Origin of the sequence: Pseudomonas sp. J380 (assembly GCF_009827115.1) — a bacterium.
Taxonomy (GTDB): Bacteria; Pseudomonadota; Gammaproteobacteria; order Pseudomonadales; family Pseudomonadaceae; genus Aquipseudomonas; species Aquipseudomonas paracarnis.
On record NZ_CP043060.1, the window covers coordinates 156,715 to 172,455 of the forward strand.

The following is a 15,741-nucleotide window of genomic DNA, read 5'->3' on the forward strand; positions in this document are numbered from 1 at the left end:
CAACGTTAGATATTCCTCAATGATGTCGTCAGCGCCCATCGATGCTTGCAAGATGCAGATCCCGCACACCGACCAAGTGTGCGCGTGGCTGATGCAGCACGCCGGGCTCAAAATCGCTGATCTGGAACGCGCCCAGCGTTTATCCACTGAGCCTGGCGACCTGCTCGGTTTACTCACGCGCCTGGGCCTGGTGTCCGAGGTCGAACTGGCTCGCGCCTGGGCCGATTTGCTGGATGCGCCACTGCTGCTGGCCGACGCGGCGCCACCGTTGCTCGACCCGCTTCCCGTGCTTACCGAGCGCTTTATGCGTCATTACCAGGTCGTGCCCATGGGGTGGCATCAGGGCGGGTTGCGTGTAATGGCCGCCAACCCGGCGCAGTGGTATCCGTTCCAGGCCCTGGCGTATGCCTGTGAGGTGCCGGTCTGGCTGGCCGTCGGTTCGCGTAATGAAGTCGACACGCTGATCGAGCGCTATTACGGCCAGGGCCGTTCCGCCATGGGCAGCCTGATCGAAAACCTCGATGAGCAGGGCGGCGTGCTGGAAGACATCGAACACCTCAAGGACATGGCCTCCGAAGCGCCAGTGATTCGCCTGGTCAATCTGATCCTGCAGCGCGCCGTGGAACAGCGCGCCTCGGATATCCATATCGAACCCTTCGAAAACCAACTCAAGGTGCGCTACCGCATCGATGGCGTGCTGCACGACGCCGAAGCACCGCCTGCCAGTTCGTCGGCGGCGGTGATCTCGCGGGTGAAGATCATGGCGCGCCTGGACATCGCCGAACGACGCCTGCCCCAGGACGGGCGCATCATGCTGCGCATCCAGGGCAAAGCGTTGGACCTGCGGGTGTCCACGGTGCCCACCAGCTTTGGCGAGTCGGTGGTGATGCGCCTGTTGGATCGGCAAACCGTGCAATTCGATTTCCCCAGCCTGGGCTTCGACGGCCCGCGTCTGGCGGCCTTCCAGGATCTATTGGCGCGGCCCCACGGCATCCTGTTGGTCACCGGGCCCACAGGTTCGGGCAAAACCACCACGCTCTATACCGCGCTGTCGCAACTCAACACGGCTGAACGCAAGATCATCACGGTGGAAGACCCGGTGGAATACCAGCTTGAAGGGATCAACCAGATCCAGGTCAAGCCCGCCATCGGCCTGGACTTTGCCGGAGCGCTGCGCGCCATCGTGCGCCAGGACCCGGACGTGATCATGATCGGCGAAATCCGCGATCTGGAAACCTGTCGCATCGCCGTACAGTCCTCCCTCACGGGTCACTTGGTGCTCTCAACCCTGCACACCAACAGCGCCGCTGCGAGCATCACGCGCTTGCTGGACATGGGCGTGGAGAGCTACCTGATTGCCTCCACGGTCAGCGGTATTCTCGCCCAGCGCCTGGTGCGACGCCTGGACCCTGCCACGCGCGTGGCCTTCCAGGCCCCAGCGGAATTGATCAAGGAGCACGGCCTGGATCGCCTGACCGAGCAGCGTCCGATCCTGCTTTACCGCGGTGACTATCACGGCCGCAGCGCCCTCACTGAGTTGTTGGTAATGAACGACGAGTTGCGTGGCCTGTTGATGGGCCACGCCGACGCCGCCAGCCTCGAGCACGCCGCCCGCCGCTCCGGTTTGCGCACCTTGTATGAAGACGGTTTGCGCCAGGCCCTGGCCGGTGTCACCTCCCTGGAAGAAGTGTTGCGTGTCACCCGTGGAGATGACGTGTGAGCCTGTTTAAGTTCCGCGCCCTGGACAGCCAGGGCGTGGCCCAGAACGGCACGTTGCAGGCCATTGACCAGGCGGCCGCTGTCGCCGTCTTGCAGCAGCGCGGGTGGTTGCTGCTGCACATCGAAACGGCCAGCAGCCCCTTGTTGCGCCAGGCACGCGGGCAGTTGAAGGGCGCCGCGCTGGTGAGTTTCACCCAGCAGTTGGCCACGTTATTGGGCGCCGGCCAGCCCCTCGAACGCGCTTTAAACCTGTTGCTCAAGCAAGCCCGCCATCCTCAGGTGCGGGCCTTGATCGAGCGTATCCGCGACCAGGTCAAGGCCGGCAAACCGCTGTCGGCTGCGCTGGAGGAGGAGGGCGGCACGTTTTCCCCGCTGTACCTGAGCATGGTGCGCGCCGGTGAAGCCGGCGGGGAGTTGGAAGGTACCCTGCGCCAGCTCAGCGACTACCTGGAGCGTAGCCAGTTGCTGCGCGGCGAGGTGATCAATGCGTTGATCTACCCGGCGTTCCTGGTGGTGGGTGTACTGGGTTCCCTGGCGCTGTTGCTGGCCTATGTGGTGCCGCAATTCGTGCCGATTTTTCAGGACCTTGGCGTACCGATTCCACTGATCACCCAGGTGATCCTGGCGCTCGGCGAGTTCCTCGGCGCCTATGGCCTGGTGGTGCTGGCCGGGTTGTCGATCAGTGCATGGATCCTGGCGGCGCGCCTGCGCGACCCCCTGCGCCGTGAGCGTTACGACCGTCATCTGCTGGGCATCCGCGTGATCGGCCCGCTGTTACAACGGGTGCAAGCCGCCCGCCTGACGCGCACCCTCGGCACGTTGCTCAGCAATGGCGTGGCGCTGCTGCCCGCGCTGGTGATTGCCCGGCAAGTCTGCAGCAACCGTGCACTCCAGGCGCAAGTGGCGCTGGCCGCGCAACGGGTCAAGGGCGGCGGCACCCTGGCCGATGCGTTCGGCCGCCAGCCGCTGCTACCGGAGCTGGCGCTGCACATGATTGAAGTCGGTGAACAGGCCGGCGAACTGGACAGCATGCTGCTCAAGGTCGCCGACATCTTCGACGTCGAGGCCAAGCGCGCCATCGAACGCTGGCTCGCGGCACTGGTGCCGACCCTGACCGTGGTCATGGCGGTGCTGGTGGCGGTGATCATGCTGGCGATCATGCTGCCGCTGATGAGCCTCACCAGCCATATATGAACTTTCAAGGAGCAGAACCGATGAAAACCCGACACCGCCAAGGCGGCTTCACCCTTTTGGAAATGCTGGCGGTGATCGTGCTGCTGGGCATTGTCGCAACCATTGTGGTGCGCCAGGTCGGTGGCAATGTGGACAAGGGCAAGTACGGCGCGGGCAAGGCGCAATTGGCCAGTTTGAGCATGAAGATCGACAGCTACGCCCTGGACGTGGGGGCGCCGCCCAACAACCTGCAACAGCTGCTCGACAAGCCGGCCAGTGCTTCCAACTGGTCCGGCCCCTACGCCAAGCCTTCGGAGTTGAAAGACCCGTTCGGCCATGGGTTCGGCTATCGCTTCCCCGGTGAGCACGGTGCCTTCGACCTGATCTTCTACGGCCAGGACGGCCAACCCGGCGGCGAGGGCTACAGTGCCGACCTGGGCAACTGGGAATAACCCGCCCGTGGCCCAGCGAGGCTTTACCCTGCTGGAGATGCTGGTCGTCATTCTATTGATCGGCATTGCGGCGGGGTTGTTGGGGTTGGGTGTACGGCAAGGGCTGCAGGTGGCCAAGGAGCGCCGGGTGGTCGCGCAGATGGTCGAGGCGCTGCGCGCCACGCGGGCGAGCGCCATCGTCAGCGGCCAGGCGGCGCGCACTCAGTTCGACCTCCAGGGCCGCTCGTTCCAGGCCCCAGGGCGTGCGTCACAGCAGTGGCCAGCGCAGGTGCAAGTGACCTTGCACAGTGCCGAGCAGGCCGGGGCCGCCGTGGTGTTCTATCCCGACGGCAGTTCTACCGGTGGCAACCTGCTGCTGGCCAACGGCAGCCGGCGTTGGCGCATCGACATAGGTTGGCTCACCGGCAGTGTGCAATCCAAGGCGCTGCCATGAAGCACCAGGCCGGCTTCACCTTACTGGAAATGCTCGCCGCCCTGACGTTGATGGCGGTGTGCAGCAGCGTGTTGCTGGTTGCCTTCGGCCAGAGCGCGCGCGCCTTGTCCCAGGTGGCCCGCAGTGACCGCCTTACCCATGCCGCGCTCACGCTGCTGGACCAGGAAGCTGCCGGCCCGCTGATTGAAGGAACCCGCCAAGGCCAACTCGACGGCATCCATTGGCAATTGACCAGCACCCGCCAACAGCCGCACCTGTTTCGTCTTGACCTGAACGTGCGTGAAGGCGCGCATCAGGCGCACTTCAGCACTTTGAAGGCGCGCCTGTGAAGCGCCGTGAGCAGGGTTTCACCCTGCTGGAAGTGCTCGTGGTGCTCAGCTTGCTGTCGGTGTTGTTGCTGCTGGTGAGCGCAGCGTTGCTGGGGGCCAATCGGGCGGTGGCCAAGGCCCAGGCCTACACCGTCAGCCTGGATGAAATGCGCGCCGCCCAACAGTTTTTGCGCACCTCGATCAGCGAGGCGCTGCCGCTAAAGCTCACTGACGATGACAGCCAGGCCGAAGGTTTTTTTATCGGCACGCCTGAGCGTCTGCAGTTTGTGGCGACCTTGCCCGTATTGGGCGGGGGAATCCAGCGCTTTACCCTGCAACGGGTCGGGCAGGATCTGCAGGTGGCTTTTTCGCAGAGGGCCTCCCACGCCAACGCGCAGCGCGATGAGCCGCAGGTGCTTTTACATAACGTCGAGGCGCTGCAGTTCAGCTATCGCGGTGTCTCGCCACTGGGCCAGCCCACCGACTGGTTGAGCCCGTGGCCCTGGCCCCGGCGCCTGCCCACAGCGGTGCGCATCGACGCCTCCGTCGACGGGCCGGTGCCATGGGTCGCCCAAGTGGTTGCGCTGCGCCTGAACCTGTCCAGCGCGAGCAGCGAAGAATGAAGCGCCAACGCGGTGCGGCCCTGTTGCTGGTGTTGTGGGTGCTGGCCTTGCTCAGCGTATTGCTGGGTGGCCTGGCCGGGTGGGTGCAGCTGCAAAGTCGCCAGGCGCTGTGGCTGCGCCAGCACACCCAGACGCTATTGGCCGCCCAGGCCGGTATCGCACAGGTCATGGCGCAAGGGCAGTGGGTGGCGGACGGGCGTTCTATGGCGCTGACCTTCGACGACGCCCGCTTGCAGGTCAGTCTGCGCAGTGAGCGCGGCAAGCTGTACCTGGTCAACGCTGCCCCCCAAGACCTCACGCGCCTGGCCCTGGCCTGCGGCGCCACACCGGTTCAGGCCCAGCAGTTGGCCAAGGCCCTTGAGACGCGGCGCCATAAGGGCCTGGCGCCGTTTCGGGTACTGGAGCAAGTGCGTCAACTTCCCGGCATGACCCCGGCGCTCTACAGCCAACTACTGCCGCACATCACCTTGTGGAGCGACCTCGACCGGCCCGCTCCGGCATTCGCCAGCCCCCTGATGCGCAAGGCGTTGAACCTGCCACGCCAGGACGCCGAGGGCGTCGACCCCGGCCAGGTCGTGGAAATCGACAGCCGCGCCGAGCGCCCCGGTGGCTATCAGGCACGCCTGCGACTGACCCTTTTACTAAGCCCTGCGGAGGACAGCGCACAGCCCTATCGGGTGGTGCGGTGGCAAGAATGATTCAACTCGAACCGATTGCCCGCTATTGGCGCGGCAGCCTGCTGCAACAAGGCTGGCGCTTGTGGCTCACGGAGTTACGCGGCTGTGTGCCGAAGTGGCTGGCGTTCCAGGAACCGCCCGAGCACGTTCATCACTGGCCGCTGACGACACCGGTGGTCCCAGGCAATACGCGCCAGGTGCTGATGCTTGCCCCCGACGCCGTGTTGCAGCAAAGCGTGCAGCTGCCTCTGGCTGCCGCGCGCAACCTCGTGGAGGTGGTTGGCTATGAACTGGACCGCTACACCCCGTTCAATGCCGAGCAGCTCTACTTCGTCGCCCGCCAGGAGCGGCGCACACCCAGCCACCTGGAGGTGAGGGTGGTGGCGATCCTGCGCGAGCGCCTTGACCAGGTCCTCACTGACTGCGCCAGCCTCGGCCTGTACCCACACCGCGTGGATGTGGCGGGCCTGGGTATCGACCTGCTGCCCGCGCCGTTACGCCCGCGTTCGCGGCCTGCCGGCAAGCAATTGCAGCGCAGCCTGCCGTGGTTGTGCGGCGCGTTGCTGATCGCGGCGATGCTGTTGTGGCTCAACGACCGCCAGCGGGTACTCGACAGCATGCACGCCACTGTCCAACAGCAAAAAGCCGAGGTCGCCCAGGTGCACGCCCTGCGCCAGCAACTGCTCAACACCCGTGGCGCGGCGCAGTACCTCAGCCAGCGTAAACGGGCGCAACCGCCCCTGGCCGCGCTGCTGAATGACTTGACCAGTTGCCTGCCCGCCGACACCTGGCTCGACCAATTGGACGTCAAGGACGGCGAGGTGAGTTTCTCCGGCCAGAGCGCCAAGGCCAGTGGCCTGATCAGCCGCATCAAAGGCTGCCAGCGCTTGGACAACGCGCAGTTCGAAGGGGTGATCCAACCCGACGCACGCAGCGGCAAGGACCAGTTTGCCTTGCGTGCCCACTTACGCCAGGAGGCCGCCGATGCGCCGACCCCTCACACCCCGTGAACGCCGCGGCGCCGCCTTGTTGACCCTGGCGTTGGTGCTCGGCGCGGCCTATTGGCTGTTGATCGACAGCTGGTTCGCCGGGCCGCTGCGGGCCATGGGTGAACAGGCCGAACAGTTGCGTGAACAGCAGCAGCGCTATGCCAGCGTCATACGCCAGGGCGATGCCTTGCGCGAACAGCTGGCGCAAGCACAGCAAGACCCGGCCAGCAGCGCCAGCCTGTTGCCGGGGGACGACCCGGACGTGGTCGCCGCCGACCTGATGCAGCGTCTTGCCGACCTGATCAACAGCCACGCCAACCTCGGCGGCGGCTGCAACCTCACCCAGCGCAAGCCGATCACGCCTGAACAAAACGACAGCGAGCCCTATCGTCAGGTCAAGGTCAGCCTCACGCTCAATTGCGCCATCGAACCGCTGACCGCGATCCTGCATGGGCTGGAATATCAGCCGCCTTTTCTGTTCGTCGATGAGCTGCATATTCGTCGCGACAAACAGGCGCCAGCCAGTGGCGGGGCAGGCAAGCTGGCGGTGCAACTGCTGGTGCGCGGCTACCTGCAACCGGCGCGGGTGGCACCATGATCGGCCCCTTGCGTCCTCTTGAATGGGGCTGGCTCGGCGTGGCCGGGCTCTTGGGGCTGTTGATGGCGATGATCCTCAGCAGCATCGGCGACGCCCCCCGGTGGTTACCCGATGCACCGGTGCACGCGCCACCCTCGTTCCAGGTGCAGGCCGCTCCCACGCCAGCGTTGCAAGACCTTGCCGGTACCTGGCAAGCGCCGCTGTTCAGCCCGGATCGCCGCCCGGACCGGGAGGTGGGTAAAACCCAGGTGGCGAGCCTGGCCAACCTGACCCTCAGCGGCATCATGATCACCGGCAACCTGCAAATGGCCATGCTCAAGCAAGCCGGTGGCCCCACGCTCACGGTACGCTTGGGCCAGGCGTTGCCCAACGGCTGGCGCCTGGAACACCTGACCCCGCAATACGCCCGTTTCGCCCTGGACGGGCGCACCCAGACCCTGAGCCTCTACGGTAAGCGGTTACCCCTGAACTCACATCCCCGCGAGTCTCTCCCTTGATCGATATGCGCACTTCGCTGTTTTGCCTGGCTACCGCCGTCTCCCTGGGCGGCTGTGGATCTTTGCCCGACACCCTCGACCCGGACGACGACCTGCTGCACGAGGCCCTGCAGGGCACCGGCGCACAACGCCCGCCGCTTCAGGCGCCTGTGGCCGAAACCGCTCCACCTGCCACCCAGGCTCCGCCGCAGCGCCAGCTCATTCGTGGCAATCAAGCGTTTGTGCGCCAGCCCGCGGCACCCGTAAACGTGCCGGAGCAGGGCGGCGACATCGTGTTCAACTTCGCCGATCAGCCCATCGAGGCCGTGATCAACAGCGTGATGGGCGACCTGCTGCACGAGAACTACAGCATCGCCGAGGGCGTGAAGGGCACGGTCAGCTTCTCCACCTCCAAGCCCGTGGACAAACAGCAAGCGCTGTCGATTCTCGAAACCCTGCTGTCTTGGACCGACAACGCCATGATCAAACAGGGCAACCGCTATGTGATCCTGCCGGCCAACCAGGCCGTGGCGGGCAAGCTGGTGCCGCAGATGCGCGTGGCGCAACCGGCCAGCGGCCTCTCGGCACGTCTGTTTTCACTGCGCTATATCTCGGCCACCGAGATGCAGAAACTGCTCAAACCCTTCGCTCGTGAAAACGCTTTTTTGTTGGTGGACCCGGCGCGCAATGTCCTGAGCCTGGCCGGCACGCCCGACGAACTGGCCAACTACCAGGACACCATCGACACCTTCGACGTGGACTGGCTCAAGGGCATGTCGGTGGCGGTGTTCGGCCTGCAACGCGCCTCGGTGGCCGAGCTGATGCCCGAGCTGCAAGCCATGTTCGGCGCGGACAGTGGCACACCCCTGGCCGGCATGCTGCGGTTCTTGCCGGTCGAGCGCACCAACTCGGTGGTGGCGATTTCTTCCCAGCCCCAGTACCTCAGCGAAGTGGGCGACTGGATCCGCACCATCGACGAGGGCGGCGGCAACGAGCCGCAGATGTATGTGTACGACGTGCGCAATATGAAGGCCGCTGATCTGGCCAAGTACCTGCGGCAGATCTACGGCAACGGCGCGATCAAGGATGACGCCCCGGCGAAAGTAGCGCCGGGCTTGCGTACCACCACCTTGTCCTCGTCCACCAGTGCCGGTTTGCAGGCGAGCGCCCCGGTGCCCGCAGCCGAAGAACCTGAATCCGAGCCTGCCGAAAACACCCAGGCATCGCCCACCAGCGACCTCGAAGCGGGCACGCGCATCACCGCGCAAAAGAGCAGCAACCAACTGCTGGTGCGCACCCGCCCGGCGCAATGGAAAGAAATCGAAGCGGCGATCAAACGCCTCGACAACCCACCGCTGCAAGTGCAGATCGAGACCCGCATTCTGGAGGTCAAGCTCACCGGCGAACTGGACCTGGGGGTGCAGTGGTACCTGGGCCGCCTGGCCGGTAATTCCACCAGCACTACGGTGGCCAACGCCTCCGGCAGCCAAGGTGCCCTGGGCGGTGGCGGGGCAGGGCTGGGGGCGGCGGACTCGTTGTTCTACTCCTTCGTCAGTTCCAACCTGCAAGTGGCCCTGCACGCCCTGGAGACCAACGGCCGCACCCAGGTGCTGTCGGCGCCATCGCTGGTGGTGATGAACAACCAGCCGGCGCAGATCCAGGTGGGGGACAACATTCCCATCAGTCAGACCACCGTCAATACCGGGGACGCCGACACCACCTTGAGCAGTGTGGAATATGTGCAGACGGGGGTGATTCTGGATGTGGTGCCGCGCATCAATCCGGGTGGGCTGGTGTACATGGATATCCAGCAACAGGTCAGTGATGCCCAGAACCCGACGGGGAACAGTGAGACGCCGGTGAACCCGCGTATCTCCACGCGCTCGGTGTCCACCCAGGTGGCGGTGCAGAGTGGCCAGACGGTGCTGCTCGGCGGGTTGATCAAGCAAGACAACGCTGAGAGCGTCAGTGCCGTGCCTTACCTGGGGAAGATTCCGGGGTTGCGTTGGTTGTTTGGCAATACCAGCAAGTCCAAGGACCGCACGGAGCTGATTGTGCTGATTACGCCGAGGGTGATTACCAGCAGCAGCCAGGCGCGGCAGGTGACGGATGATTATCGCCAGCAGATGCAGCTGTTGCGCCCTGCTCAATGATCCTGGCTGCACCGAGTACCCATGTAGGAGGGGGCTCGCTCCCGATGGTGGCTTGACACTCCGCAATCAAAAATGTGGGAGCTGGCTTGCCTGCGATGATGGCCTGCCAGCCGACACCTATCAACCTGACACCCCGCGATCAAAAATGTGGGAGCTGGCTTGCCTGCGATAACGGCCTACCAGCCGACACCTATCTACCTGACACTCCGCAATCAAACTGTGGGAGCGGGCTTGCTCGCGAAGGCGGCCTAACAGGCGACGCAGTTATACCGGGTACATATCCATTCCTGCGGTAACGGCCACTTAGGGTTCCGCCCTGACGGCGTCTCACTTTTGAAAAGCGCAAAAGTAAGCAAAACGCTCTTGCCCCACCACTCGGCACCTCGCTTTGGCTCGGTGTGCCCGTAATCCGCCAGTGATTTGTGGGGCCGCCGCCACGCGCCATCCATGGCGCGGGGCGGCTAAACCGGCATCCCTGCCGGTTTACCCCCCAAATCCCTGTCGAATTCCGGCCAGCGTGGTTTGACGGGGCGCTTAAGATCAAAAGCAGATCAAGATCAAGAGCGGCTCGCTTCGCATCGTGGTTACCGTCCGTAGTTACCGTTGCGATGGGGCGTGTCAGTAAATGCATTTTGACTGGCCCACAGTCATCAGGAGCACGCCCCCTCCCACACTTTGAGCGTTCTGCGCGCTCAGATTAAAAATCATTTTTATGAATAATTGTTTTTATAAATAATGAAAGTACAGAATATTAGCTTATGCCCAAATAGCATTATATTTTTAAAATCCATTCCGTTATGTTTGATCCCAACAGCCTACCCCTGACCTCGGATGGTACCCAGCGTGATTCAGATTCTGCGCGCCTGATCGGGTAATCATCCCGCCGCAGCAGAGTCGTTGGACGGGAGCTCAACGTATGTTGCCACTGCAAACCCCTCGCTTGCCCCACACCTAGCCCAAGCCGCATCGCCCCTTTGACTACCGGCCACGTCGCGCCAGGCGCATGCCTGCCCGACTTTGCGATTTGGAAAAAGCTGGGAATGGATATGAAGCAAATTCTGCAACCTACTGCTGCCCTGACCCTGTCGCTGTTCGCCGCAGCAGCCCAGGCCCAGGATGACAGCACCTTGTCGACGGTCGTCGTGACCGGCAACCGTGGCGCCGAGCAGCGCACGGTCACCAGCAGCCCGGTGCCGATTGACGTGGTCAGCGCCCGGCAATTGCAAAACACCGGCAAGCCCGGGTTGATGGAGGCGTTGAGCGCGGTGATCCCTTCGCTGACCCTGCCGGAAAAAACCGGTTGGGACGCCAGCGGCATTGCCCGGGCACCGAACCTGCGGGGTTTGAGCGCCGCCGAAGTGTTGGTGCTGGTCAACGGCAAGCGCCGCCACACCAGTGCCACCTTGAATATCAACGGCATCAACACCGGCGCGGCGCCGGCTGACCTGGACCTGATCCCCATCAGCGCCATCGACCATGTCGAAGTGCTGCGCGATGGTGCGGCTGCCCAATACGGGTCTGACGCCATTGCCGGGGTGATCAACGTGATCCTCAAGGCCGACACCCGCGGTACCTCGGTGACCCACGCGGGCCTTGGCTACGACGGCAAGAAACAGACCGTGCAGCAAAGCCTCAACAAGGGCTTCGAAATCGGCAACGGCGGCATCGTGCAACTGGCCCTGGATGCACGCAGCCAGAACGATGACAACAAGGCCAGCGCCAACGGCTACAGCTATGAGCAAGCCTATGGCCTGGCGGGCAAGTCCACCTATGGCGGCTACGGTACGCCCAAGACCAACCTGCTGACCCTGGGCTACAACGCCGAGTTGCCGATCGACGACAGCCTCAGCCTCTACTCCTTTGCCACCTACTCGCGACGCAAGGCCGAGCAGGGGCAGAACTTCCGTCTGCCGACCATCACCAACACCATCACCACCGGGCCTAACGGTTACCCGGCCGGGTACACCCCGACCTGGTACATCGACGAGGACGACTTCCAGGCGGCGTTTGGTGGCAAGGGTACTGTGGGCGAGTGGGACTGGGACTTGTCTACCACCTATGGGCGCAACGAAGCGGAGCAGGGCACCACCCACAACCAGAACCCTTCCCTGGGCGAAGCCACGCCGAACAGCTTCACCTCCGGTACCTGGATTTCCACCGAGCTGACCACCAACCTGGACTTCAAGCGTGGCTTCGACATCGGACTGCAAAAGCCCTTGGACCTGTCCTATGGCTTCGAGCATCGGCGCGACACTTACGAGGTGCAAGCCGGCGATTACGCGTCTTATGCCAATGGCGGTTACTGCGTGGCGCCGGGTAACTGTGCGTCGTCCGGGGCACAGGTCACCAACGGTATTTCACCGGACGAAGAAAGCAGCGCGTCACGCAACAGCCTGGCCGGTTACGTGGATGTGGGTTTCAACCCCTTGCCGGACTGGTACGTTGGCACGGCGGTGCGTTATGAGCATTACAACGAGGGCGTGGGCGCCACCCGCAGCGGCAAGCTGACCACCCGCTACGACTTCACCCCGCAGTTCGCGGTGCGTGCCACCGTGAGCAATGGCTTTCGTGCGCCGTCCCTGGCCAACAGTCTGTTCAGTGCGCGCTCCACCACCTATGGCGTCGTCGATGGGGTGTATCAGTCGATCAACTATGGCGTGCTCCCCGTGGGCTCGGCGGCGGCCCAGGCGCTAGGCGCGCAGGCGTTGAAGCCCGAGCGCTCCACCAACTTCAGTCTTGGTTTCACGCTCACGCCCACCGACCGCCTGAGCTTCACCGCCGATGCCTACGTGATCAACCTGCGTGACCGCATCACCCTTACCGGCACCTTGCTGGGCCCGGAAGTCACCCAGGTGTTGCAGAACAACGGCATCAACTCCACCTCCGGCGGCCAGTACTTTATCAACGGCGCCGACACCCGCACCAAAGGTCTGGACCTGGTCAGCAGCTACAACCAGGACCTGGGCGCGTTCGGCGCGCTGAAGTGGACCGCCGCGTTCAACTGGAACCAGACCCAAATCCTCAACTACAAGGAATCCACCCACATTCTTGGTACGTCCTACGACCTGATGGACCGCCAGGCGCGCAACCTGATCACCGGCGTGCAACCCAACACCAAGCTGATCCTGGGCGGTGACTGGAGTATCGAACGCTTCAACCTCAACCTGGCCCTGACCCGCTACGGCTCGTACAAGGAAGTGAACTCATCGGCCAATCGTGACCTGGACCGGGTCTACAACGCCCGCTGGATCACCGACCTCGACCTGGGCTACAGCCTCACCAAAGACCTGAACATCGCCATCGGCGCCAAGAACCTGTTCGACCTCTATCCCAAGAAACAAGGGGTGCCGAGCAGCACCATGGTTGCCAGCTACGGCACCTATTCGCCCTACGGTTTTACCGGTGGGTATTACTACACCCGGCTGACTTACGCCTTCTGAGGCCTGCGAGGAAAAGAACATGCCCATTGTCGCCAAACCCTATGACCTGCTGGATGAAGTCAGCGCCCAACCGCTGCGCCAGCGCCGTGCCGCCACGCCGATCAAGTCATTGCGCGTGGTGCCGGTCCGGCACCCCTGGCGCTGGGCCGGGTCGATTTTCGCCGCGCTGGTATTACTCGCCATCGTGCACTCCCTGGCCACCAACCCGCGCTGGGAATGGGGGGTGTTCGGCCAGTGGTTCTTTTCGTCCTCGGTGCTGCGCGGGTTGGGCCAGACGTTGCTGCTGACGCTGTTGAGCACAGTGTTCAGCATCCTGCTGGGTACCGCGCTGGCCCTGGCGCGGTTGTCGGGTTCGCCGTTGCTGGCGGCGTTGGCCTGGGGCTATATCTGGTTTTTCCGGTCGATGCCGGCGTTGCTGGTGCTGATCATCCTCTACAACTTTGCCTACCTGTACGACCACATCGTGCTAGGCGTGCCGTTCACCGACCTGGTGTTCGCCGAGTGGTCGACGGTGGATGTGCTCAGCCAATTTACCGTGGCCGTCCTGGGCTTGAGCCTGATGCAGGCGGCCTACGCGGCGGAGATCATTCGCGGTGGGCTGATTGGCGTGGATGCCGGCCAGCATGAGGCGGCGGCGGCCTTGGGGCTGCCGGCCTCTCGACGCATCTTCCGGATCATCCTGCCCCAGGCACTGCGCTCGATCTTGCCGTCGGGGTTCAATGAAATCATCGGCCTGGTCAAGGGCACCTCGATTGTCTACGTGCTGGCCTTGCCCGAGCTGTTCTATACCGTGCAGGTCATCTACAACCGCACCCAGGCGGTGATCCCGTTGCTGATCGTCGCCACGGTCTGGTACCTGATCATCACCACCGTGCTCACCAGCGCCCAGTACTACGTCGAGCGCCACTTCGCCCGGGGCACCGCGCGGGTGCTGCCACCCACGCCGTTGCAGCGCGTGCGCCGCTGGTTCAAGGAGAAGGCCCATGCCTGAAGCACGCGCCGGGCGCATTCAGATCCAGGGCGTGGGCAAGCGCTTTGGCAACCAGCAGGTACTCGATCATATCGACCTGAGCATTGACCCTGGCAAGGTCACGGTGATCCTCGGGCCGTCCGGCTCGGGCAAGTCCACCTTGCTGCGCACCATCAACCATTTGGAGAAGATCGACAGCGGGCATATCACCATCGACGGTGAGTACGTCGGATATCGGCGCAAAGGCGACCTGCTTTTTGAACTCACCGAACGCGAGATTCTCAAGCGCCGTATCGACGTGGGCTTCGTGTTCCAGAACTTCAACCTGTTTCCCCACCTCACCGCCTGGGAAAACATCGCCGAAGCGCCCCTGGCGCACAAGCGCTGGAGCCGGCTGCAGGCCCGTGACAAGGCCGATGAATTACTCGCCAAGGTCGGCCTGGCGGACAAGGCCGACGCCTACCCGCGCCAGCTCTCCGGCGGCCAACAGCAACGCGTCGCCATCGCCCGGGCCTTGGCGCTCGACCCCAAAGTGCTGCTGTTCGACGAGCCCACCTCGGCCCTCGACCCGGAACTGGTGGGCGAGGTGCTGGACGTGATCAAGGGCCTGACCCAACTGGGCGTGACCCTGGTGATCGTCACCCATGAGATCGGCTTTGCCCGCGAAGTGGCCGACCACGTGGTGTTCCTCTGCGACGGCCAACTGATCGAAGAAGGCCCGCCCGAACAGATCCTGCGCCAACCCCGACATCCCCGCACCCAGGCCTTTCTCGGCAAAGTGCTTTAGTTCAAGGAGTGACTGCCCATGTTTATCACCACTGCCCGTGTCGTCCTGCTGGCAATTGCCGGGGCCGCTGCCCACAACGCATTTGCCGTGCAACAGGTCGACCTCAGCCCCGATCGCCCGCGCATCCATGCGCCACGCAATGAAGCGGCCATCGCGCAGATCCCGCCCGGCTTCAAGTTCGCCCAGCCGGGCAAGTTCACCGTGGCCGTGTCAGGCGTAGCCGGGCCACCGCTGGCGCTGCTGGCCAGTGACGACAAGACCACCATCGGCAGCGAGGCCGACACCGCCCAATTGGTAGCCGACAGCCTTGGCCTGCAACTCAACGTAGTGCAGACCAGCTGGGAAGACTGGCCCCTGGGCGTCAGCTCGGGCAAGTACGACGCGGTGATCAGCAACGTCACTGTGACCGAGGCGCGCAAAAAGCGTTTCGACTTCGCCACCTACCGCCAGGATGTGCTCGGGTTTTACGTCAAGAGCACCAGCAAGATCAGTGAGATCAAGCAGGCGGCGGACATTGCCGGGCTCAAGATCATTGTCGGTTCCGGCACCAACCAGGAAAAAGTCCTGCTGGCCTGGAACGAGGCCAATGAGAAAGCCGGCCTCAAACCTGCGTTGTTGCAGTACTTCGACGACCAGGCCGCCGCACAACTGGCGGTGCAGTCTGGGCGCAGCGACGCACTGTTCGGGCCGAACTCGGTGTATGCCTATTCGGCAGCGATCACCGGCGGCATCAAGCGTGTCGGCACCGTCAATGGTGGCTGGCCGTTGCAGGCGGATATCGCGGTGACCACGCGCAAGGACAACGGCCTGGTGCAGCCGATCCACACGGCACTGCAGGGTGCGATTGCCGGCGGCCAATACGAGCAGGTGCTCCAACGTTGGGGCCTGGATGTCGAGCGCGTCGACAAGTCGCTGATCAACCCACCGGGCCTGCCGGACTAGG

At 63.8% G+C, this 15,741-nt stretch carries 15 protein-coding genes; all 15 read left to right on the top strand.

The features are described 5' to 3' along the window. Positions 1 to 52: 52 nt before the first annotated feature. The 15 genes from FXO12_RS01005 (at position 53) to FXO12_RS01075 (ending at position 15,740) form a co-directional block, all read left to right on the top strand. A complete protein-coding gene (locus FXO12_RS01005; RefSeq protein WP_241495086.1) occupies positions 53 to 1,720 on the top strand; it encodes a GspE/PulE family protein in 1,668 nt (555 codons plus the stop codon). Further along, positions 1,717 to 2,913 (top strand): type II secretion system inner membrane protein GspF, encoded by a 1,197-nt coding sequence (gene gspF / locus FXO12_RS01010; RefSeq protein WP_057975016.1) that lies wholly within the window; start codon positions 1,717 to 1,719, stop codon positions 2,911 to 2,913. The genes FXO12_RS01005 and gspF overlap by 4 nt, the downstream gene beginning before the upstream one ends. Positions 2,914 to 2,933: 20 nt before the next feature. After that, positions 2,934 to 3,344: a type II secretion system major pseudopilin GspG gene (gene gspG, locus FXO12_RS01015; protein WP_087715863.1), complete on the top strand. Its 411-nt coding sequence runs from the start codon at positions 2,934 to 2,936 to the stop codon at positions 3,342 to 3,344. A gap of 7 nt (positions 3,345 to 3,351) precedes the next feature. Next, the gene (locus tag FXO12_RS01020; RefSeq protein ID WP_057975015.1) at positions 3,352 to 3,777 is read left to right on the top strand and encodes a GspH/FimT family pseudopilin; all 426 of its coding nucleotides are present in this window, start codon (positions 3,352 to 3,354) and stop codon (positions 3,775 to 3,777) included. Next, positions 3,774 to 4,106 carry a type II secretion system protein gene (locus tag FXO12_RS01025; protein WP_014719114.1) on the top strand — a complete coding sequence of 111 codons (333 nt, stop codon included), beginning with the start codon at positions 3,774 to 3,776 and terminating at the stop codon, positions 4,104 to 4,106. Before FXO12_RS01020 ends, FXO12_RS01025 begins: the two co-directional genes overlap by 4 nt. Continuing rightward, the gene (locus FXO12_RS01030; RefSeq protein WP_057975014.1) at positions 4,103 to 4,708 is read left to right on the top strand and encodes a prepilin-type N-terminal cleavage/methylation domain-containing protein; all 606 of its coding nucleotides are present in this window, start codon (positions 4,103 to 4,105) and stop codon (positions 4,706 to 4,708) included. Before FXO12_RS01025 ends, FXO12_RS01030 begins: the two co-directional genes overlap by 4 nt. After that, positions 4,705 to 5,406 carry a hypothetical protein gene (locus FXO12_RS01035; protein ID WP_057975013.1) on the top strand — a complete coding sequence of 234 codons (702 nt, stop codon included), beginning with the start codon at positions 4,705 to 4,707 and terminating at the stop codon, positions 5,404 to 5,406. The genes FXO12_RS01030 and FXO12_RS01035 overlap by 4 nt, the downstream gene beginning before the upstream one ends. Next, entirely contained in the window at positions 5,403 to 6,395 is a 993-nt protein-coding gene (locus FXO12_RS01040) for a PilN domain-containing protein (RefSeq protein WP_057975012.1), read from the top strand. Before FXO12_RS01035 ends, FXO12_RS01040 begins: the two co-directional genes overlap by 4 nt. Continuing rightward, a complete protein-coding gene (gene gspM / locus FXO12_RS01045; protein WP_020300756.1) occupies positions 6,370 to 6,972 on the top strand; it encodes a type II secretion system protein GspM in 603 nt (200 codons plus the stop codon). The genes FXO12_RS01040 and gspM overlap by 26 nt, the downstream gene beginning before the upstream one ends. After that, positions 6,969 to 7,469 (top strand): hypothetical protein, encoded by a 501-nt coding sequence (locus FXO12_RS01050; protein ID WP_057975011.1) that lies wholly within the window; start codon positions 6,969 to 6,971, stop codon positions 7,467 to 7,469. Before gspM ends, FXO12_RS01050 begins: the two co-directional genes overlap by 4 nt. 5 nt (positions 7,470 to 7,474) lie before the next feature. Continuing rightward, positions 7,475 to 9,601, top strand: coding sequence for a type II secretion system secretin GspD (gene gspD, locus FXO12_RS01055; protein WP_057975010.1), 2,127 nt, complete (start codon positions 7,475 to 7,477; stop codon positions 9,599 to 9,601). Positions 9,602 to 10,647: 1,046 nt separating this feature from the next. After that, entirely contained in the window at positions 10,648 to 13,041 is a 2,394-nt protein-coding gene (locus tag FXO12_RS01060) for a TonB-dependent siderophore receptor (protein WP_057975029.1), read from the top strand. A 19-nt stretch (positions 13,042 to 13,060) separates the two neighbouring features. Further along, positions 13,061 to 14,032 carry an amino acid ABC transporter permease gene (locus FXO12_RS01065; protein ID WP_057975009.1) on the top strand — a complete coding sequence of 324 codons (972 nt, stop codon included), beginning with the start codon at positions 13,061 to 13,063 and terminating at the stop codon, positions 14,030 to 14,032. Continuing rightward, positions 14,025 to 14,798 carry an amino acid ABC transporter ATP-binding protein gene (locus tag FXO12_RS01070; protein WP_057975008.1) on the top strand — a complete coding sequence of 258 codons (774 nt, stop codon included), beginning with the start codon at positions 14,025 to 14,027 and terminating at the stop codon, positions 14,796 to 14,798. The genes FXO12_RS01065 and FXO12_RS01070 overlap by 8 nt, the downstream gene beginning before the upstream one ends. Positions 14,799 to 14,816: 18 nt before the next feature. Beyond that, complete coding sequence (locus tag FXO12_RS01075; protein ID WP_034128214.1) at positions 14,817 to 15,740, top strand: ABC transporter substrate-binding protein; 924 nt, start codon at positions 14,817 to 14,819, stop codon at positions 15,738 to 15,740. Position 15,741 lies beyond the last annotated feature (1 nt).